We start from the raw sequence: 19,651 nt of genomic DNA, 5'->3' as shown, positions 1-19,651 counted from the left end.
ATTTTTTAACTAATTTGTTCACTTGTTTTTCCAAAGCGTCGTTCTCTGTTTTGATATTCTATAATGGCATCACAAAAGTGTTGCTTTGTAAAATCTGGCCAAAGTACTTTCGTGAAAAATAATTCAGCATAAGCGATTTGCCACAATAAAAAATTACTAATACGCTGTTCTCCACTTGTTCTTATAAGTAGATCAACGTCTGGTAAATTTCGCGTGTAAAGATGCTCATTAATAATTGATTCATCAATATTTTCCGCGGAAATTATATTATTTTTAACTTTAACACTTATTTCTTTAACCACATTTAATATTTCGGCACGTGAGCCGTAACTTAAAGCGAGTGTTAGCGTCGTGCGATTGTTGTTTTTTGTGCTTTCGATGACTTCTCTTAGTTCCTTAAGGACTTTCTTAGGCAAGGTTTCTAAGTTTCCTATTGCCTTAAGCTTTATGTTATTATCATGAAGTGTTTTAATCTCTTTTTTTAATGAAGACACTAAAAGTCTCATTAGGGTGTCTACTTCGAGTTTAGGTCTGTTCCAGTTTTCTGTAGAAAAGGCGTAAAGCGTTAAGTTTTCGATCCCTAATTCTGCTGCAGCTTCAACAGTTTGTCTTACAGATTTTGTTCCATTTTCATGACCTACTGCTCGTATTAATCCTTTTTGTTTCGCCCAACGCCCATTGCCGTCCATTATAATGGCAACGTGTTTAGGTAAAGCGTTTGTATTTATGTTTTTTAAATCCACGGTTATTATTCTGGGCAAAAACAGGGGTTTCTGCCAAAGGTATAGGTTAACGTTATTCCTGTAAACGTATACCAGTCATTATTATTAAGATTTCCAAAACTATTATTAGGTCTGCTTTCTTGAGCATCTGGCACACTACCATCTAGTTCATCACTAAAAGTATAGCGAGCGCCTACTTCAAATGCAATAATAAAACCCGAGGATAATGCAGTCTTAAAGCCTAATGCCATGGGAATACCATAAGCGTAACTACTGGTGTTTTCATCTATAATTTCTCCCGCGCTATTAAAAAAGAAATTATCATGTTTAGCAATGCTAATACCAGTATATAAATAAGGAGTAGAAACATTTTTGCCTTCATGTAAGTCGAAATCAAAAAAAGTAAATTCCATTCCTGCAGATAATTCTATAATACTACTATTAAATTCGTAAGCTCTAATTTGTCTGCCGGGATCATCTGAATCCTGATCTATGCCTTCCAATTCAGTATAAATTAAAGAAAGTCTATACGCGTGTCTCGGACTTCTATTCCATTTGTAAAGACCACCAAACGCCAGTTGCTTTGGTGCTATATAGTCGGTTGCACCAACATCACCAATAAAATTACTACCACCAACAAAAAAGCCCAATTCGTTTATTTGAGCGTGACTTAGTTGTGTGCTAAAAAATAGTATTATTAAAACAGTTAAATACCTCATGAATCTTAAAAGTTTGCAAATATAATAAATAAGATTAGCCTATAATAATTTAGACCAAATAGTTACAGGTTAAACAGTTTTTTGCGGGAAATATTGTAAAATAAAAATGCTAATTACGGTTGTCTTCTCCCCAAAGCAGTTTTTTTCTTAATGTGGTTAAGAAGCTGCTGCCATCTAATTCTATCATGTTAATAGTAAAAGGTGCTTTTTTTATGGTGATGATTGTATTGTTTGAGAGTGTTGCTATTCTAGAATCTAAAGAAACGAGATAATTATCTTCCCGACCACTTACTTTTAGTTCAATAGTAAAAGAATCTTCAATCACTAGTGGTCTTGCGCTTAAATTATGAGGCGCAATTGGTGTTAAAACAAAACTGGTGGTGTCTGGTGTAATTACTGGTCCTGCGCAACTTAAAGAGTAGCCGGTAGATCCTGTTGGCGTGGCTATGATTAAACCATCACTCCAATAGGAGGTTAGATATTCTCCATTGAGCTTGGTTTCAACCGTAATCATTGAGGTTGTGTTTTTTCTGCTTATTGCAATTTCATTCAATGCAAAATCTAGGTCTAGGATATCCTTATTTTCAGGTGAGGTCTCAATAGATAGTAAGGTGCGTTTTGATAACGAATACTTTTTCTTGTAAATGTTTTCAATGGCTTCTTCAATATCTTCTGTTTGAATGGTTGCTAGAAAACCAAGTCTGCCCGTGTTGATACCAACAATAGGAATGTTTAAATCTTTAACAAAAGTAATGGCCCGTAAAATAGTACCGTCACCACCAATACTAATTAATAGGTCGAAGCTTTTATCTAAAGTCTCAAAGGTGTTATAATTGGAAGTATGCTGGAATTCATTTATAATGTCATTATAAAATTCTTTTTCTAGAAAAACAGCTGCCTTTCGTTTGTAAAGTGCTTTTGTTAATACGTCTAGTGCTTGTTCAGATTGTTTTTTAGGATATTGACTATAAACGGCTACCTTCATTAATTACATGTTTAGGTATTTTTTTAAATAATCTGAACGTTCTTTTAAGCTTATTAAATAAGTGTCATCTTCATGACCAGTTAATATGTTATAACTATAGCGTCTAAAACTTTGCATAATATCATTTAAATTGGCATTATTGATTTTCAGTGTGATTTGTGCAACATCATTCTCAATTTTAGAAATAAAGGCGCCTAGTAATTTTCCGTCGTTAGATTCTACAATCTGGCTTATTTCACTAAAAGAATAATCTGTTAAGCCTTTTTCGACAATTAATATAGCGCCAGCTTCAGAAAAGAAAGGTGTTTCGTTAAAAAGACTAATGACATCATTTAATTCATAATATCCTAAATACACATTTTTGTTGCTCAGTACTGGCATTATGTTTGTCGAATTTTGGGCAAAAGCTTCGAGGATATCTAACCAATTGGTGTCATCTCGAACAAAAAAACCTTCAGGCGCATAGGCATAATCTTTAATGAGTTTATCACTCTCAAAACAATGCACGTCGTTTTCAGAAACACAACCTAAATAGACGCCATCTTCATTTTTAATAGGAATATGTGAATAGGTTAACTGATTAAACAGTAACTGGGCTTCACTCACTTTTTGCGAATTTAAAAGTGGTTTTATATCGTTTATTATGTAGTCGAGAAGATTCATTATGACTGTGGTATTTTATGCAAATTAATTAAAAAATAATTCAAAACCGCAGTTCTACTTCGTATTTTTGTAAGATAAACTCTGAAGATAAATGACAAAACTAAGCGTCAACATAAATAAGATAGCCACACTGAGAAATTCACGAGGCGGAGATACGCCAAATTTAATTCAATTTGCAAAGGACGTGCAGCGTTTTGGAGCTGAAGGGGTAACCATTCACCCAAGACCAGATGAGCGCCACATTCGTTATCAAGATGCTCACGACTTAAAACCTGTTGTTTACACTGAGTATAATATAGAAGGGAATCCTAACGCTAAATTTATTGACTTGGTATTAGCGCTTAAACCAACACAGGTAACCTTGGTGCCTGATGCTGTTGATGCGATTACGAGTAATGCTGGGTGGGACACGATAAAAAATAAATCCTTTCTATCAGAAGTGATTAGTGAGTTTCAAAGAAATGGGATTAGAACCTCTATTTTTGTAGACCCAGAGACACGCCAGGTAGAAGGCGCAAAAGCAACAGGGACTGAGAGAATTGAATTGTATACTGAAGCCTTTGCACACGACTACGGTTTAGGAAATAAAAATGCTGTAAAGCCATACACAGCTTGCGCTGAATTAGCAAATAACATAGGGCTAGGTGTTAATGCAGGACACGATTTGTCGTTAGATAACATTGCGTTTTTCAAAAAAAACATACCGGGATTATTAGAGGTTTCAATTGGTCATGCCTTAATTTCTGAAAGCTTGTATTTAGGGATTGAGAATGTAGTAAACATGTATTTGAATAAATTGAAGTAGGTTTAGTCACAGTCTTCCGTTTGAATTGAGTTTATTTTGATTAGCGGCAGTTATAATAACCCTTTTGGTTAAAAAAATTAAGTGCCTCTCAGCAGAATCTCTGGGAGTTTCTATATAACATTAAAAAACAATGCAATTATACTCAAACATCATAGGAGAAGGTACGCCATTCTTAATATTACATGGATTTTTAGGTATGGGAGACAACTGGAAAACATTAGCAAAGCAATTTGCTGAACAAGATTTTCAAGTCCATTTAATAGACCAGCGCAACCATGGTAGGAGTTTTCATAGTGATGCTTTTAATTATGAAGTATTGGCTGAGGACCTAAAAGCCTATTGTGATAAAAATGAGTTAAAGGATTTTGTTTTATTAGGGCATTCAATGGGAGGGAAAACAGCCATGTTGTTTGCAACATTATATCCAGACCTGGTAGCCAAATTAATAGTGGCAGACATTTCTCCTCGATTTTATCCTACCCATCACGATGCTATTTTGGAAGGTTTAAGTCGCTTAGATTTTAGTCTGTTAAAAAGTAGAGGGGAGGCAGATGAGCAATTGTCAACCGCGGTAAACGATTTTGGAACACGACAATTTTTACTAAAAAATTTATATTGGGTTACAAAAGGGCAATTAGGCTTACGTATGAATCTAGAGGTGCTAAAAGAAAATGTATCTGAGGTAGGTGAAGCATTGCCCATACACGCCACCTTTGCTAAAGAGACGTTGTTTTTAAGAGGAGACAAAAGTGAATACATTGCTTTACAAGACGAAAAACTTATAAAATCACACTTTCCAAAAGTAGAAATAAAAACGATTGCAGATGCCGGACACTGGTTGCATGCTGAAAATCCTAAAGATTTTTATGAAGCTGTGATTAATTTTGTAAATTAAAACCCTAAACATTCAAAAAAAAATATAAATTATGAATCTTATCATTCGTCTACTACTAAATGCCATCGCGGTATTTGCATTAGCCCACATTTTAAATGGGGTTCAGGTTGATAGTTATGTCACGGCCATTATCGTTGCCCTGGTTCTTTCAGTTTTAAATCTTTTAGTCAAGCCACTTTTGGTTATTTTAACTTTTCCGATAACAGTCGTGACTTTGGGATTGTTTCTTTTAATTATTAACGGACTCATTATTTTACTGGCAGATAATTTTATCACTGGTTTTTCGGTTACTAATATTTGGTGGGCTATATTATTTAGTATCCTATTGTCAATATTTCAATCGGTGTTACAATCGCTTTTTAAAAGTGATTAAAAAGAGATATAATTGTAACTGAAATTCAAGCGATTAAAAACTTTGATGGAGTGTAAAAAAGTAGTATTTTTGCACTCCATTTTTGGTTACATTAAATAAGGCTATTTTAAATGAATATTACAAGAGAAAATAAAGACGCATTAAATGCTGTAGTAACAGTGGCAATCGATAAAGATGACTACGCTACAAAAGTTGAAAAAATCTTAACTGATTATAGAAAAACAGCAAACATTCCTGGTTTTAGAAAAGGACACGTGCCAATGGGAATGGTCAAAAAACAATACGGAAAAGCCGTGCTAATTGATGAGGTTAACAAACTAATTCAAGACGGATTAAACAAATATTTAACTGAAGAAAAGCTAGATGTTTTAGGGCAGCCATTACCAAAACGTCAAGACGATATTGATTGGAATTCTGAGAGCTTTTCTTTTGAATTTGAATTGGGTCTAGCGCCTGAATTCAGTGTTGATTTAAAAAGTAAAAAGGCCATCACACATTACAACATCAAAGCAGATGATAAAATGATTGATGATCAAATAATCAATATTCAAAAGCAATATGGGAAATTAGTCTCTCAAGACACGGTTACTAAAGACAGTGAAATTACGGGGATATATACCAATGAAGCTGAAGATATAGAAAATAAAGTGACGCTAACTTTAGATAAATTTAAAGGTAAAGCAACAGAAAAGCAGTTTGTAGGAGCTAAAGTTGGAGATGTAATTACATTAAAAACCAAAGGGCTATACGAAGACGATCATGAGCTCATGCATGCGTTAAAGGTAGAGCATGATAAAGCACATGGTTTAAATATTGAAGTTAATTTCGAGATTTCTGAAATTAATCAAAGAGAACTTGCAGATTTAGATCAAGAATTATTTGACAAGCTATTTGGAAAAGATGTAGTTAAATCTGTTACTGAATTAAAAGATAAGATTAGAGAAGATGCAGAAAAGCAATTCGTTCAACAATCAGATCAGAAGTTATTAAATGATATTACTGAACATTTAGTAGAAAACACAAAATTTGATTTACCAGCAGCGTTTCTTACAAAATGGATGCAAACGGCTGGCGAAACAACAATGGATGAAGCGACCGCTAAAGACGAATATGAAAAATCTGAAAAGAGTTTACGTTACCAGTTAATCGAAGCTAAAATCATGGAAGCAAACGGCTTGAAAGTTAATTTTGAAGACGTTAAAGAAAGTGCTAAAGCAATGATTAAAGTGCAAATGGCACAGTTTGGTCAAATGAATCCTTCAGATAAAGAATTAGACGATATTGCAGCGCGTGTATTATCTAATCAAGAGGAAGTGAAACGTTTGAGTGAGCAGGTAGTAAGCCAAAAACTATTAAATCTTTACAAAGAAAAAGCCAACGTAAAAACAAAAGAATTAACATACGATAAGTTTGTTAAGGAGGTTTACGGAGATAAATAGAATCGTATTACTAAAACGTCTTTGTTTAATTGAAAGAAAAAATTCTAGAATAATCATTATATTTAGGCGCTGAATTTTTGAAGATTTAGCGCCTATTTTTTAGCGTTAAATTCAGTACAAAACTTTTGTTAAACGCACAATTAGCATTACATTTAAGGCTATCTGATAGAATTTTAAAACATTTTAAAGACTAAAATTTTTACACATATATGGATTACGGAAAAGAATTCGAAAAGTTTGCAATAAAAGATCAAGGGATTAATAGTAACTACTACGATAAAATTATTACTAGTATGTATCCTCAAAGCATGACGCCTTATGTTATAGAAGAGCGTCAATTAAACATTTCTCAGTTAGATGTTTTTTCGCGTTTAATGATGGATAGAATCCTTTTTTTAGGAACAGGTATTAACGACAATATTGCTAATATAGTCCAAGCGCAATTATTATTTTTAGCTAGCACAGACGCTACTAAGGATATTCAAATGTATATTAATTCGCCAGGAGGAAGTGTTTATGCAGGATTAGGTATTTATGATACAATGCAGTTTATAAATCCTGATGTCGCTACTATTTGTACAGGAATGGCAGCCTCAATGGGAGCCGTATTGTTATGTGCTGGAGCAAAAGGAAAACGTAGTGGTTTAAAACATTCCCGTGTGATGATTCACCAACCTTTAGGTGGTGCTCAGGGGCAAGCGAGTGATATTGAAATTACTGCGCGTGAGATTTTGACGCTTAAAAAGGAGCTATACGAAATAATTAGTAAGCATTCAGGTCAAGATTACGACACGATTTATAATGACAGTGACCGGGATTATTGGATGAAAGCAGATAGAGCAAAAGAATACGGAATGATTGATGAAGTGTTAGCTAGAGATTAATCAAAGTTTTAAGATAAACGATAAGAATACGAGTTTGAATTTTTCGTGTGTGAACGAAAATCTTAACCACTGAATAGTTCAAACTATAAAAGTAAGACAATGGCAAAGGAAGAATTAGAATGTTCATTTTGTGGTAGGAAAAAGCCAGAAACCAGTTTATTAATTGCAGGATTAGATGCACATATTTGTGACCGCTGTATTGAACAAGCGCACGGTATTGTTATAGAAGAATCTAAGCAAAGTGACAATAGTGAATTGTCTGCAGAGCTAATGTTGCGTAAACCACAACAAATTAAGGGCTTTTTAGATGAATACATTATTGGTCAGGAATACACCAAAAAAGTGATGTCTGTTGCAGTTTACAATCATTACAAACGTTTGTTGCAACCGCCAACCAATGATGATATCGAAATTCAGAAATCGAATATTATTATTGTAGGAGAAACAGGAACAGGTAAAACCTTAATGGCTAAAACCATTTCTAAGATGTTGAATGTACCATTAGCTATTGTTGATGCTACAGTATTAACAGAGGCCGGTTATGTAGGTGAAGATGTAGAAAGTATATTAACACGTTTATTACAGGCTGCAGATTACAATTTAGAAAAAGCTGAAAAAGGTATTGTTTTTATAGATGAGATAGATAAAATAGCTCGTAAAAGTGATAATCCATCAATTACCAGAGATGTTTCTGGAGAAGGTGTGCAACAAGCTTTATTAAAGTTATTAGAGGGGACTGTTGTTAATGTGCCGCCAAAAGGAGGACGTAAACATCCAGATCAAAAGTTTATAGAGGTCAATACCGAAAATATTCTATTTATAGCCGGTGGTGCATTTGATGGTATAGAACGTGTTATTTCTAAACGATTAAACATGCAAGCTTTAGGTTATAGTGCTGCAATGAGTGAGGATGTTGTTGATAAAGATAATATCTTGCAATATATTATTCCTAAAGATTTAAAAGACTTTGGCTTAATTCCAGAAATTATAGGACGTTTACCGGTGTTAACACACATGGATCCATTAGATGCAAAAACATTAAGAGCGATTTTAACTGAGCCAAAAAATGCTATTATAAAGCAATACAAAAAGCTTTTTACCATGGATGGTATTGAATTGTCAATTACCGATGGTGCTTTGGATTATATTGTAGGTAAGGCAATTGAATACAAGTTAGGAGCCAGAGGTTTGCGTTCACTTTGTGAAGAAATATTAACAGATGCCATGTTTGAATTGCCAGGGTCTGAAATAACAAAAGTAAATGTTACAAAGTCTTATGCAGAGCAGAAACTTGTAAAAAGTACTTTAAAAAAGCTGAAAGCTGTTTCTTAAAAAGATAAATTAGTATATTTATAAAGCCTACATTTTTTAGTGTAGGCTTTTTTATACCAAAATAAATATGAAATTCAAAACACTTCCAGATATTGAAACCAACCGCCTTTGGTTAAAGAAAGTTGAGCCTAAACATATTGATGTTATTTTTAAGTTGCGCTCAAGTGCTATTGTTGCCAAGTATATTCAGAGACCGCTTTATAAAAACAGAAAAGAAGCTAGGCTTTATATCGATAAAGTGACTAATCAATTAACAAATGATGAGTCTATTACTTGGGTGATTAGCTTAAAAACTGAAAATCGTGAGGTTGGTACCATTTGTTTATGGAATTTTTCAGAAGATAAAAAAATAGCAGAAGTTGGTTTTGATTTATTGCCAGAATACTTTAATATGGGAATAATGACGGAGGCCTCAGAAGCTGTAATTAATTGTGGCTTTAATAGTCTTCAATTAAATACAATAGAGGCTTTTACCAAAAAAGAAAATATAGCTTCCATTAATTTAATACTAAAACAGGGCTTTGTTTTACAACCGGATAGAAAAGATCCTATGGTGACAAATAATGCTATCTATATTTTAAAAAGAGACAGATAACAAAAAACCACTCTTGTAAAAATTAAGAGTGGTTTTTTCTTGAAATCAGATTACCTTAATAATGCATCCTTCAACTAATTAGATTAATTAATAGCAATTAAATATACTAATAAATTACTCGCAATTAGTGCTTTTTTAATGATTATTCGATAATAATAAATTCTATTCTTCTGTTTTTCTGGAATTCATCTTGATTACAAGATGACCTACAATCTACTAATGGTTGTGTTTCTCCATAGCCTTTTGAAATTAATCTGCTGGCAGCAATGCCCTTTTTAATTAAATACCCTTTTGCAGCAGCCGCACGTTTTTGAGATAGGTTCATATTGTAGCGACTATTACCTTGATTATCTGTATGTGCATTAATTTCTATTTTCATGTCTGTATGCTCTAGTAATATGCGAGCAATACTATTTAATTGTACAAGCGATTCTTCTTTTACGCGCCACTTATTATAATCGAAATAGAGGTTATTAACAACAATCATTTTTTTGTTTTTAACTTCAGCTATTTCAGCTTCAATAGCGTTTAATTCTAAGTCTTTAGTATACGTGATATTCTCTCCAATATTAGCAATAAAGTCAAATGTCCCATTATTAAAACCATCCTTCATGGTTGTTATAGTATAGGTATCAAAAGGAGTGACATTAAATTTATAGGTTGCATTCTCACCCGTTGTTTGTCTCGCTATCTCTTCATCTTCTTCATTTAACAATACAACGGTTGTGTTTGGTAGTAAAATTTTAGAATCTAAATCAACGATTACACCTTCTATACTTTGTAATACCTCTTCATTAGAAAATTTATAAATATCAAAATTTCCTTTTCCAAAAGCTTTGTTTGAAGAAACGTAGCCCTTATTTCTTCCGGCCATAAAATAAGCGACTTCATCATACTTAGTATTAATGGTGTTTCCTAAATTTCTTGGCCTTCTGTATCCGTTAGTAATAATTTTACTTTTAAAGACGTCAAACCCCCCAATATTATCATGACCTTTTGAAGAAAAGTATAAATCTTTACCATCTTCTGAAATCGCGGGATACTTATCATCCAATGCGGTATTTATTTTAGCGCCTAAGTTTACAGGAATGTCTAAAGTGCCATCAGATTTTATGTTTGCGACATACAAGTCGAAGCCGCCAAAGCCACCCGGCTTATTAGAAGAGAAAAACAACTGCTTTCCGTCAGGTGAAACAAAAGGATTTTCTATTGAAGCATGGGCTACATTAACATCAAGTAGCTGTTGCCCAATCCAATTTCCATGAGAATCCTTTTCCAGATTAACCTTGTACAAATTGTATATTGAAGAGTCCTCTGGGGTACTTCTTGTGAAATACATCGTTTGCTCATCTGGAGAGAAAGTAAGTTGATCTTCGTTGTTTTCAAAGGTATTAATAATTCTAGAAAACAATAAAGGTAACTTTAATGAACCGTCTGCTCTTACGTCTAAACAGAATATGTTTTTATAACCTTCGCCAGTAACTTTGTCAGTTTTAGCTAAACCACCAAGTTTTTTTGACGAAACCATAATGAATTTATCCATAAAAAAACCAGAACCATATTCTAAGTATTTGGTGTTAATACCTGCGTCTAATGTTGTGAACGCAAAACCGTTTGCACCAATACGATCTTCAGAAGTTGTAAGTGAATTGTTTTCGGTTGAGTTTGCTAATAAGTCAAATTGAGCGTATTGAGCGAAAGATAAATTTACAGCAAATAAAACAATGACTAGGAGAATAAAATTTTTCATAATTATAGGGAGAATAAATTATGAGGCAATAATACTAGAAGAATGTTGATTTTAACATATTTTTTAGATGAAGAGCAGTATTATTCGTTTATCTTTTTAACGCGCTAGGTGTTTTGTCGATATCTCAAAAATATTATGTTTCTTTTGAGTTTTTTTATGCAAAAATATTTTTTACTGTTAATTTTTTATTAAAAAATACTATACGTTGAATAATATTCAGAGCTGGTGCTTTCTTAAAAGCATGAGAAGTTTTTTTAACAGAAATTTGTGCGTTTTATCTGATTAATAGTTGAAAACCGAATAATACTCATCGATAAACGGCAAATGATAAATTACAAATTGAGCTTAAGGAGTTCGTCTATATAGTCTCTGGTATTCGATAATCTAGGAACTTTATGTTGCCCACCAAGCTTGTTGTTTTGCTTTAACCAATCGTAGAAGAGTTGTTTTCTAGCGACATTAATTTTTGGTTTGTTTAATGTCATGTTATTATAACGTTTTGCTTCGTAATCAGAATTTAGCGACTTCAGTGCATTATCAAATAATTCATTAAAGTAATTTATGTCTTGAGGAGGAGTCTTAAACTCTATAAGCCATTCATGTGCGCCTTTTTCTCGACCTTCCATAAAAACAGGGGCTGCTGTATAGTCTACAATTTCACTTTTTGTTTTTTTGCAGGCTTGCTTTAAGGCATCCTCAGCATTTTCGATAATTAACTCTTCACCAAAAACATTAATGTGATGCTTTGTTCGGCCTGAAACTTTAATACGGTATGGAGAGATGGAGGTAAAACGAACGGTGTCTCCAATTTTATAACGCCATAAGCCTGCATTTGTTGAAATAATTACAGCGTAATTTTTATTTTTTTCTACTTCAGCCAAAGGAATCACTCTCTCTTCAGGAGTACCATGAGTTTCCATGGGAATAAATTCGTAGAAAATACCATAGTCTAACATCAATAAAAGTTCGTCGGAATTATTGTGATCTTGTATAGCGAAAAAGCCTTCTGACGCATTATAAATTTCATAATACTTAAAATCCTTTTTTGGTAAAATTTTACGATACTGTTCTACATAGGGGTTAAAGTTTACACCGCCATGAAAGTAGACTTCAAGGTTTGGCCAAATATCGAATAACGAGTCTTTTTCGGTTTTATCTAAAATGTTATTAAGTAGTACCAGCATCCATGACGGTACACCAGCTAGGCTTGTTACGTTTTCATTAATCGTTTCATTAACTATGGCTGTCATTTTAGTCTCCCATTCACTCATTAGAGAGACTTTGTTGCTCGGCGTGCTACTATATTCAGCCCAAAAGGGCATATTATGAATTAAAATAGCACTCAAATCACCAAAAACGGTACCATTCTCTTTATATAATTCTTTGCTACCTCCTAATCGTAAACTTTTTCCCGTAAAGAGTTGGGAGTTTGGATTGTTGTTTAAATACATGCACAATAAATCTTTACTGGCAGCGTAATGGCAATCTTCTAAAGACTCTGTGCTCACAGGAATAAATTTGCTTTTTGCGTTGGTTGTACCGCTGGATTTAGCAAACCATTTTATTGGACTAGGCCAAAAAATATTATTTTCACCTTGTCTTGAGCGTTCGATTAAATCTTTATGGCCTTCGTAATTTTTAACAGGTATACGTGCGGCATATTCTCTGTAACTTTTTATGGAAGCAAAATCATATAACCGTCCTATCTCAGTGTTTTTAGCGGTTTCAATAAGACTAAAAAGTAATTCTTCTTGTACTTCATTTGGATATTTTAAAAATAAATCAATTTGGTGAAATCGTTTTTTTAAAAACCATGAGGCAATAGAATTTACAAGAGGGATTGGCATTTTTTGGTGTATATTTAGAGTTTAAAAATAACACTTTTTTTTATGACTTACCAAGGCGTTTTGACAAAAATGACTACTGAATTTTCTCAGCCTATACAGTACTATCTAGTTTTTGAAAATGATTTTATTCATATGAATCAGTTATTAAATAAAACACTCAAGTTTCAATTTGTTAAGCATCAATGTTTAAACTGTAAATTAGACAAGCCTATTTACAGACAAGGCTTTTGTAAAAGCTGTTTTTTTGATATTCCTCAGGCTGCAGATTGGATAATGAGACCAGAATTAAGTGTGGCTCATTTAGATAAAGAAGATCGTGATTTAGAATATGAGAAAAAAGTGCAACTACAACCTCATATTGTGTACTTAGCAAATTCAAGTAATGTAAAAGTTGGTGTGACAAGAAAAACACAAGTACCTACACGTTGGATAGATCAAGGTGCTCACGAAGCTATCGAGATTGTTGAAGTGCCCAACAGGTATTTGGCGGGAATTACTGAAGTTGCTTTGAAAGACCACGTTGCAGATAAAACGAATTGGCGAAAAATGCTTAAAAACGATGTGGAAGATGAAAATTTAGTGATATGGAGGAATACCCTCAAGCAGTACATTCCAATAGAAGCACAGGAATATTTTATTGAAAATAATACGGAAACGACTATAGAATTTCCAGTCTTGCAATATCCTGAAAAACCTAAAAGCTTAAATTTTGAAAAAGCAGGCACTTACCAGGGGGTTTTAAAAGGAATAAAAGGGCAGTATCTTATTTTTGAAGACAATACCGTTTGTAATATTCGAGGTAATGAAGGAAGTGTGGTTTCTGTTGAGATAATGTAAACCAAAAAAACCCCGCATTTTAAAAATGCGAGGTTTACTATATTATAAAGCTAAAACGTAATTATTATACGTTTTCTGCGTCTCTTAATCCTTGGATGTAAGACGCTTTTTGAATTTGACGTCTGCGAGTTACAGAAGGCTTAGTAAAGAATTGATTTTCTCTTAAGTTTTGCATTACTTTAATGTTACGGTGTTTTCTTTTGTAACGTTTTAATGCTCTTTCTATATTCTCTCCGTCTTTAATTTCTATTCTTAACATATCTATATATTATGTGTGTCTTAAAATTCAGGTTGCAAATGTACGTTTTACTTTTAATTTCTACAATAGCAAAATACTTTTTTTAATTTTTTTATTTCAATTTAATTTACAGTATCCTTTTTCTTCTTTCTCTTTCCAAAAAGACCTAGGATCTCTTTCACCGGATCTCCTGTTGAATTTGTAGAATCTTTTGTTGACGAATTGTTTGGTGACGTATTACCACTACCCATAATAACATCTTTAATAATGTCTTTCACAGGCGCGTTGGTTTGAGTCTTTGTAGAGTCTTTAGGTGTTTGGTTGCCAGTAATTCCGCCTAAGAGGTCTTTTATTTTATCCTTACCTGTATTAAGTAGTTTTTGCTTTTCAATTTCTATAAGTTGCGCTGTTAATTGTTTAACACCACTTGTTAGATCTGTAGAGACCTTTGGGTTATCAAAACTGCCTGTTAAATTTGCGGTAATTGGAATAGAGATGTTATTAACCTCTGGATCATTTATTTTTCCAATTAGTCGGTTAACGTCACTTCCTAAATATTTAGCAGGAACATTAAAAACCAGATTATAATCCATTGTTTTATCAAAGCCATGAGAACCACCTACGGTGATGCCAATGTCTTTATAATTTATATTAAAAGGTGAAATACTTACTTTGCCATTGTCAAATTTTAAAGCGGTTTTAAGGTCTTTTAAATCTAATTTATCGAAATCTATAAAATTTAATTTGCTCGATAGCGCCTCAAATAATTCAGCATTTTTTGGTTCAATACGTGTTGTTAATAATTCTGCTAAAGCACCTCCAGCAATACTCTTTAACACGGGTGTGAAATCATCGCCAAGGTTGCCATTAACACTAATGGCGCTATTTAATTTCCCTTGTAGTGCTTGTGCTATTGGGGCTAAGGCTTTTAACATGTCCAGATTGCTAAAAGACTGTGAAATATCAAAATTCTCAATACCTAAATCCATATTAAAAGTAGGGACTTCTGTTTTTGTATCTACAATACCACTAAGTGATAAGTTGCCATCAAAAATATTTGTTGTGATTTTCTTGAAGTCCGCTTTTTCATCTTGAATGACTAAAGTTCCCTTAACATCTTTAAGGATTAAATTATCATATATAACAGTCTTGGCGTCTGCAGTTATGGTACAATCTAAAAAGGCAGGAATTTTAAGTTTGTCCTTTGGTTCTGTACTTTGGTTCGTTGATTTCTCAGCCACACCTTCAGTCATAAAATCACTAACCATAAACGTGTTAGAATTAATATTAAAATTGCCTTTTAGCTTTTTATCGCTTAATAAAAAGCCCAGCAAGTTATTAATAGTTCCTGTTGCATCTAAATCTGTTTTTCCAGTAGTCGCTTTAAAATGCTCTAGTTTTACGGTCATTGGATCAAAACTAACATTGGCTTGAGATATTTTTATAGGGTTAATAAGGTCTGCTGAAGTATATTCAAAACCAGTTAGGCTAATATTTCCATTGCTTTTTATGCGTTCGTAGGCATTGGTCTCGATAGCATTCATGTCGAAGTTTGTATCGATTTTAGCTTTTAAAATACCGTTTAAAGGATTGTCCAGATCTATAGGATACGCTTTGGAGAGGTTTGCTAAATTTAAAACACCATCAACAGTGGCGTTTACAGCAGGATTGCCAGTGATGTTTTTTATGGTTGCCGAAGATTTAAATACATCTTCATCAATTCTAAAGTTTAAAGTTTTAATGTCTAAAAAAGTGTCTTCTGTTTTTCCAGTAGTATTTTTAACCGTTGCATTAATGCTTATGTTTTGAACACTTTTTGGTAAATCGGGATATTTAAACGACGCATTATTGGAAACCACGTTGATGTCTAAGGTAGGAATGGTTTCATCAGAAACCAACCCTTTAATAATACCATTGACTTTAAAGGTGCCTGAAGTTTGAACGTTGCTAATATTTTTAGAATAGATCTCGGGTATAACCGCTAGGAAATCTTTAAAATCTGAACCAAGATTCTCAAAGGAGATAGCTATGTTTTGACCATTTTCTACATTTTGTACATAGCCATTAAATTCTAGAGGTAGGTTATTTACAAAACCCTTGTTTTCCTTAAATGTATATTTGTTTTGTTCTAAATCCAAATCAATTAAAGCATCCAATTTAATTTTGTTGTTGCTCAAATATTCAGTGTCTTCAATACTTAACGTCACATTTGCTTTGCTTTTAGTGTCTAATTCTGAAACGGTTTCAGAAAATGTGCCTTTTCCAGTATGATTTAATTCAGTAACATAAACTTTAGTATTATTTTCTTCATCTAAATAGGTTAAAGCGCTATTATTTATGGCATAATCTTTAATGTCAAGGGTGAATGCCTCAGAGGTTGTAGTGGTGTCTTTTGTATTTTCTGTTTCTTTAACAATATCCCAATTCGTGTCTCCAAATTTATTTATTTTTAGAGTAACTAAAGCCTCGTTAATAGCAATACTATTAATTATTACAGGGCCTTCACTTGCACTTTTGAATAATTCTTTTACCGACATATCAAAAGAAAAAGATTTAACACTTGCCAGTGTTTCGTCTTTGAACGGCTCAAAATTGGTGATTTTTAGTTCATCTACAGTGACATTGGCTTGAGGAAAACTACTAATGAAACTCAAACTAACATCTGCAAATTCAACTTTTGCATTTAGATTTTGATTAATGAAATTGCGAACCATATCTTTTATTTGTGACTGAAAAACAAAAGGGGCGGCTATTAAGAGCAGTATGATGATTAGTAATGTGATTCCTGTTATTTTTAGGATTTTCTTCATTGAATGGTATTTTATTTTTATTTCTACAAAGGCAGAAATCTTAATGTTATCGCACTACAATTTGGTTATTGATAATGAGAATTTTAGTTAAAAATAATCGTAATTTAAGATACACAAAATTGTTAAAAAAAGTTCAAAGCAAACTATGTTTTATGATAAATTTACAATAAATCTAGTTCTTCGTTAATCTTAAGGTTAAAATGCTTTCTAAATAAGTAAACACCTAAGTATAAGAAAGGAGTGTCTAAGGCGGCAATAATGACTTTAAACAGAAAGCCACTGACCAATAATCCGTAAAAATGTTTCCAAGGAATAATACCAAATGAACATAGCAATAAAAGAATAGTAAGAGTGTCTATCAATTGTGAAAGCCAGGTGGAAAAGTTATTTCGCAACCAAAGTTTTTTTCCTTTGGTGATGCGTTTCCAGAAATGATAAATTTGAATATCTACAAACTGAGCAAGTAAATAAGCTAGCATACTAGCAAATACTGCGAGTGCAGAATTACCAAATACGGTAGTAAACATCTCGTCTTTAACATAGGACCATGACGTTGCAGGAGCACTATTGGCTACCAAAATAATGAGTAATGAAAACAAGGAGGCGAAAATACCAGCAATAACAATATCGTTAGCTCTCTTTTTGCCATAAATCTCACTAATTAAATCGGTAATTAAAAAGGTAATCGGATAGGGTAAAATGCCAACCGAAATTTCAAACAACCGACTTCCGAAAACCTCGAATTTTATAGGATACCAATAGAAGAACTTCTGAAAAATTAGATTAGAAACAACCAGAGAGGTAATGAATAAAGCCCCTAAAAAAAGGTAAATACGTTGTGCAAGTAGTTTGTTTTTTAGGGTCATATTGCCTTTGTTTTGATTTTCTTTTGTGTATTAAGTGCAGTTAGTGTTTTTAAACTACGGCGCTCTTATCAGGGAATAAAAATCGTTAATAAATAGTTTGAGTAAAGATAAAAGAAACCATTTACTTTTAGTTATTTTGCTTTCTCTTATGTCACAAGCACAACATTTTTACGTAGCACTCGGAAGTAATACAGGCGATAAATTAAATAATTTACAGGCTGCTATTGATGCTATTTATAGGCGTATTGGTTGTGTGAGGTTAATTTCAAGGGTCTATAAAACGCCGCCTTTTGGCTTTAATGAGGGCGATAAAGCTGCGGACTTTTACAACGCCTGTTTGCTATTGGAAAGTGATTTAAAACCTTTTAAAGTTTTAAAAGAATTATTAGCTATTGAAACTAGTCTGGGCCGCGTAAGAACTAAGAAAGAAGGCTACCAATCCCGAACGCTGGATTTAGATATTTTATTAGTAACGTCTAAAGATGGTGATGCGGTCATTACTACTAAGGCCTTACAAGTACCACATCCCGAATTGCACAAACGCAGGTTTGTTTTAGAACCCTTGCATACGATAGCACCAAAACTAAGGCATCCAAAATTTGATAAAACCATTACTGAATTATTGGATGTTTGTGAAGATAATAGCAGTTTAGAGCCTATAAATATCTGGTTAAAAAATCCAAGTAAACAGCATGACTTTTCAAAATACAACTACATCGCTATTGAGGGTAATATAGGTGCGGGAAAAACAAGCTTAGCAAATAAAATTGCCACAGACTATAATGCGAAACTTATTTTAGAACGCTTTGCAGACAATCCCTTTCTGCCAAAATTTTACGAAGATGCACAGCGTTATGCCTTTACTTTAGAGATGTCTTTTTTAGCAGATCGATATCAGCAAATTAGTGACGATTTATCGCAGTTAGATCTCTTTAAAGATTTTATAGTTAGCGATTATGATATCTTTAAATCACTGATTTTTTCAAAAATCACGCTGCATGAAGATGAATTTAGGTTGTATAGAAAACTATTCTATTTAATGTATAAAGACATCGCCAAACCAGATTTATATATTTACCTCTATCAAAATACCGAAACACTTCAGGAAAACATTAGAAAACGCGGTAGAAAATACGAGCAAAATATTGACAATGACTATTTAGAAAAAATCAACTCGGGGTATTTGAAGTTCTTAAAGAATCAAACCGAATTGAATATTAAGGTCATTGATATTTCTAATCGTGATTTTATGAAAAGCCGGGAAGATTATTTATTTATCTTGGATGCTATTTGTTCGCACGATCCAGAGGTTTCTGCCATATAGCCTCTCCTCTTGCACCAGCCATAGGTGGTAAGGTTTTTCTGCCTCCAGTATGCCATAAAATATATTCTTTTTTAAATTCTATCATTCGGCCAGCCTCATATTCTTCTTGTATCAAAGCTTCTATTTCTTCAAAATATGATTTTGGAGCATTGGCAAATATTAAATAGGTTTTAGATATTTTTGATCCTAATCTTCTATGACTTGGAAAGCCATATTCTCTGGTAATATCAATAATTAATCTGGTACTCAAACTATCATGACGGAGCATCATTTTTGATAAACTATCAACTGATTTTTGATATAAGTCATAAGTAATAGAATCTAAATACTGTCTTTTAAAATCTTCAGACTTCATAAAGGTGTTTCTGTTCAAACCGTAGAGTTTGTCTGTGTTATCGAATGATTTTCTGGTCAATCGATTAATCTCGTAGATAGAATCAATTGTTTTATTCAACTGTGCTTTTTCGGAGTCACTAAGACTGTAGTTCTTTTTCGTATCGCATGAAAGACATGTAATAGACAAAAGCGTAATTAATAGTAATGGATATAAACGCATAAAATTTAAGT

Annotated in this window: 19 protein-coding genes; 9 read left to right on the top strand and 10 right to left on the bottom strand. The window is 33.0% G+C overall.

Features of this window, described 5'->3' with window-relative positions; genetic code table 11:
* Nucleotides 1-5: 5 nt before the first annotated feature.
* From GQ46_RS07475 to GQ46_RS07460, 4 genes are all read right to left on the bottom strand, one after another.
* Nucleotides 6-689 (bottom strand): isoprenyl transferase, encoded by a 684-nt coding sequence (locus GQ46_RS07475; protein ID WP_044404714.1) that lies wholly within the window; start codon nt 687-689, stop codon nt 6-8.
* Between the two features lie 59 nt (nt 690-748).
* Nucleotides 749-1,441 (bottom strand): DUF6089 family protein, encoded by a 693-nt coding sequence (locus GQ46_RS07470; RefSeq protein WP_044399999.1) that lies wholly within the window; start codon nt 1,439-1,441, stop codon nt 749-751.
* Nucleotides 1,442-1,550: 109 nt separating this feature from the next.
* Nucleotides 1,551-2,426 (bottom strand): NAD kinase, encoded by an 876-nt coding sequence (locus tag GQ46_RS07465; protein WP_044399996.1) that lies wholly within the window; start codon nt 2,424-2,426, stop codon nt 1,551-1,553.
* Between the two features lie 3 nt (nt 2,427-2,429).
* Nucleotides 2,430-3,089: a CBS domain-containing protein gene (locus GQ46_RS07460; RefSeq protein WP_044399993.1), complete on the bottom strand. Its 660-nt coding sequence runs from the start codon at nt 3,087-3,089 to the stop codon at nt 2,430-2,432.
* 91 nt (nt 3,090-3,180) lie between these two features.
* On the opposite strand from GQ46_RS07460, the gene GQ46_RS07455 reads away from it, so the two are divergent.
* From GQ46_RS07455 to GQ46_RS07425, 7 genes are all read left to right on the top strand, one after another.
* Nucleotides 3,181-3,894: a pyridoxine 5'-phosphate synthase gene (locus GQ46_RS07455; RefSeq protein WP_044399990.1), complete on the top strand. Its 714-nt coding sequence runs from the start codon at nt 3,181-3,183 to the stop codon at nt 3,892-3,894.
* A 130-nt stretch (nt 3,895-4,024) separates the two neighbouring features.
* Nucleotides 4,025-4,789 (top strand): alpha/beta fold hydrolase, encoded by a 765-nt coding sequence (locus GQ46_RS07450; RefSeq protein WP_044399987.1) that lies wholly within the window; start codon nt 4,025-4,027, stop codon nt 4,787-4,789.
* Nucleotides 4,790-4,820: 31 nt separating this feature from the next.
* A complete protein-coding gene (locus GQ46_RS07445) occupies nt 4,821-5,162 on the top strand; it encodes a phage holin family protein (protein ID WP_044399985.1) in 342 nt (113 codons plus the stop codon).
* Between the two features lie 110 nt (nt 5,163-5,272).
* A complete protein-coding gene (tig, locus tag GQ46_RS07440; RefSeq protein WP_044399982.1) occupies nt 5,273-6,601 on the top strand; it encodes a trigger factor in 1,329 nt (442 codons plus the stop codon).
* Between the two features lie 209 nt (nt 6,602-6,810).
* Nucleotides 6,811-7,485, top strand: coding sequence for an ATP-dependent Clp endopeptidase proteolytic subunit ClpP (clpP, locus tag GQ46_RS07435; protein ID WP_044399979.1), 675 nt, complete (start codon nt 6,811-6,813; stop codon nt 7,483-7,485).
* Between the two features lie 99 nt (nt 7,486-7,584).
* Entirely contained in the window at nt 7,585-8,817 is a 1,233-nt protein-coding gene (gene clpX, locus GQ46_RS07430) for an ATP-dependent Clp protease ATP-binding subunit ClpX (protein ID WP_044399976.1), read from the top strand.
* 67 nt (nt 8,818-8,884) lie between these two features.
* Entirely contained in the window at nt 8,885-9,412 is a 528-nt protein-coding gene (locus tag GQ46_RS07425) for a GNAT family N-acetyltransferase (RefSeq protein ID WP_044399973.1), read from the top strand.
* 142 nt (nt 9,413-9,554) lie between these two features.
* Here the strand turns inward: GQ46_RS07425 and GQ46_RS07420 are convergent, their stop codons facing one another.
* Both GQ46_RS07420 and GQ46_RS07415 read right to left on the bottom strand, forming a co-directional pair.
* Nucleotides 9,555-11,162, bottom strand: coding sequence for an OmpA family protein (locus tag GQ46_RS07420; protein WP_044399969.1), 1,608 nt, complete (start codon nt 11,160-11,162; stop codon nt 9,555-9,557).
* Nucleotides 11,163-11,494: 332 nt separating this feature from the next.
* The gene (locus GQ46_RS07415; protein ID WP_044399966.1) at nt 11,495-13,009 is read right to left on the bottom strand and encodes a GH3 auxin-responsive promoter family protein; all 1,515 of its coding nucleotides are present in this window, start codon (nt 13,007-13,009) and stop codon (nt 11,495-11,497) included.
* Between the two features lie 42 nt (nt 13,010-13,051).
* Between GQ46_RS07415 and GQ46_RS07410 the strand changes: the two genes are divergently transcribed.
* A complete protein-coding gene (locus tag GQ46_RS07410) occupies nt 13,052-13,846 on the top strand; it encodes a DUF2797 domain-containing protein (protein ID WP_044399963.1) in 795 nt (264 codons plus the stop codon).
* 64 nt (nt 13,847-13,910) lie between these two features.
* On the opposite strand, the gene rpsU is transcribed toward GQ46_RS07410, so the two are convergent.
* The 3 genes from rpsU to GQ46_RS07395 form a co-directional block, all read right to left on the bottom strand.
* Nucleotides 13,911-14,105 carry a 30S ribosomal protein S21 gene (rpsU, locus tag GQ46_RS07405; protein ID WP_044399960.1) on the bottom strand — a complete coding sequence of 65 codons (195 nt, stop codon included), beginning with the start codon at nt 14,103-14,105 and terminating at the stop codon, nt 13,911-13,913.
* 101 nt (nt 14,106-14,206) lie between these two features.
* Entirely contained in the window at nt 14,207-16,894 is a 2,688-nt protein-coding gene (locus tag GQ46_RS07400; protein WP_044399957.1) for an AsmA-like C-terminal region-containing protein, read from the bottom strand.
* Between the two features lie 161 nt (nt 16,895-17,055).
* Nucleotides 17,056-17,760, bottom strand: coding sequence for a queuosine precursor transporter (locus GQ46_RS07395; protein ID WP_044399954.1), 705 nt, complete (start codon nt 17,758-17,760; stop codon nt 17,056-17,058).
* A 148-nt stretch (nt 17,761-17,908) separates the two neighbouring features.
* Between GQ46_RS07395 and folK the strand changes: the two genes are divergently transcribed.
* Nucleotides 17,909-19,084, top strand: a complete 1,176-nt coding sequence (gene folK, locus GQ46_RS07390; protein WP_044399951.1) for a 2-amino-4-hydroxy-6-hydroxymethyldihydropteridine diphosphokinase — start codon at nt 17,909-17,911, stop codon at nt 19,082-19,084.
* Here folK and GQ46_RS07385 read toward each other — a convergent pair.
* Nucleotides 19,047-19,640, bottom strand: coding sequence for a hypothetical protein (locus tag GQ46_RS07385; protein ID WP_156133119.1), 594 nt, complete (start codon nt 19,638-19,640; stop codon nt 19,047-19,049). The genes folK and GQ46_RS07385 overlap by 38 nt on opposite strands.
* Nucleotides 19,641-19,651 lie beyond the last annotated feature (11 nt).

The organism is Lacinutrix sp. Hel_I_90 (assembly GCF_000934685.1).
In the GTDB taxonomy this organism is placed as follows: Bacteria; Bacteroidota; Bacteroidia; order Flavobacteriales; family Flavobacteriaceae; genus Lacinutrix.
Note: the sequence above shows the minus strand (reverse complement) of the source record. Positions and strands in the feature narration are given on the sequence as shown.

What these genes read in the sequence shown, in the direction of transcription:
- GQ46_RS07475 (WP_044404714.1), bottom strand. Translation starts at nt 689, where the DNA reads ATGGACGGCAATGGGCGTTGGGCGAAACAAAAAGGATTAATACGAGCA.
- GQ46_RS07470 (WP_044399999.1), bottom strand. Translation starts at nt 1,441, where the DNA reads ATGAGGTATTTAACTGTTTTAATAATACTATTTTTTAGCACACAACTA.
- GQ46_RS07465 (WP_044399996.1), bottom strand. Translation starts at nt 2,426, where the DNA reads ATGAAGGTAGCCGTTTATAGTCAATATCCTAAAAAACAATCTGAACAA.
- GQ46_RS07460 (WP_044399993.1), bottom strand. Translation starts at nt 3,089, where the DNA reads ATGAATCTTCTCGACTACATAATAAACGATATAAAACCACTTTTAAAT.
- GQ46_RS07455 (WP_044399990.1), top strand. Translation starts at nt 3,181, where the DNA reads ATGACAAAACTAAGCGTCAACATAAATAAGATAGCCACACTGAGAAAT.
- GQ46_RS07450 (WP_044399987.1), top strand. Translation starts at nt 4,025, where the DNA reads ATGCAATTATACTCAAACATCATAGGAGAAGGTACGCCATTCTTAATA.
- GQ46_RS07445 (WP_044399985.1), top strand. Translation starts at nt 4,821, where the DNA reads ATGAATCTTATCATTCGTCTACTACTAAATGCCATCGCGGTATTTGCA.
- tig (WP_044399982.1), top strand. Translation starts at nt 5,273, where the DNA reads ATGAATATTACAAGAGAAAATAAAGACGCATTAAATGCTGTAGTAACA.
- clpP (WP_044399979.1), top strand. Translation starts at nt 6,811, where the DNA reads ATGGATTACGGAAAAGAATTCGAAAAGTTTGCAATAAAAGATCAAGGG.
- clpX (WP_044399976.1), top strand. Translation starts at nt 7,585, where the DNA reads ATGGCAAAGGAAGAATTAGAATGTTCATTTTGTGGTAGGAAAAAGCCA.
- GQ46_RS07425 (WP_044399973.1), top strand. Translation starts at nt 8,885, where the DNA reads ATGAAATTCAAAACACTTCCAGATATTGAAACCAACCGCCTTTGGTTA.
- GQ46_RS07420 (WP_044399969.1), bottom strand. Translation starts at nt 11,162, where the DNA reads ATGAAAAATTTTATTCTCCTAGTCATTGTTTTATTTGCTGTAAATTTA.
- GQ46_RS07415 (WP_044399966.1), bottom strand. Translation starts at nt 13,009, where the DNA reads ATGCCAATCCCTCTTGTAAATTCTATTGCCTCATGGTTTTTAAAAAAA.
- GQ46_RS07410 (WP_044399963.1), top strand. Translation starts at nt 13,052, where the DNA reads ATGACTTACCAAGGCGTTTTGACAAAAATGACTACTGAATTTTCTCAG.
- rpsU (WP_044399960.1), bottom strand. Translation starts at nt 14,105, where the DNA reads ATGTTAAGAATAGAAATTAAAGACGGAGAGAATATAGAAAGAGCATTA.
- GQ46_RS07400 (WP_044399957.1), bottom strand. Translation starts at nt 16,894, where the DNA reads ATGAAGAAAATCCTAAAAATAACAGGAATCACATTACTAATCATCATA.
- GQ46_RS07395 (WP_044399954.1), bottom strand. Translation starts at nt 17,760, where the DNA reads ATGACCCTAAAAAACAAACTACTTGCACAACGTATTTACCTTTTTTTA.
- folK (WP_044399951.1), top strand. Translation starts at nt 17,909, where the DNA reads ATGTCACAAGCACAACATTTTTACGTAGCACTCGGAAGTAATACAGGC.
- GQ46_RS07385 (WP_156133119.1), bottom strand. Translation starts at nt 19,640, where the DNA reads ATGCGTTTATATCCATTACTATTAATTACGCTTTTGTCTATTACATGT.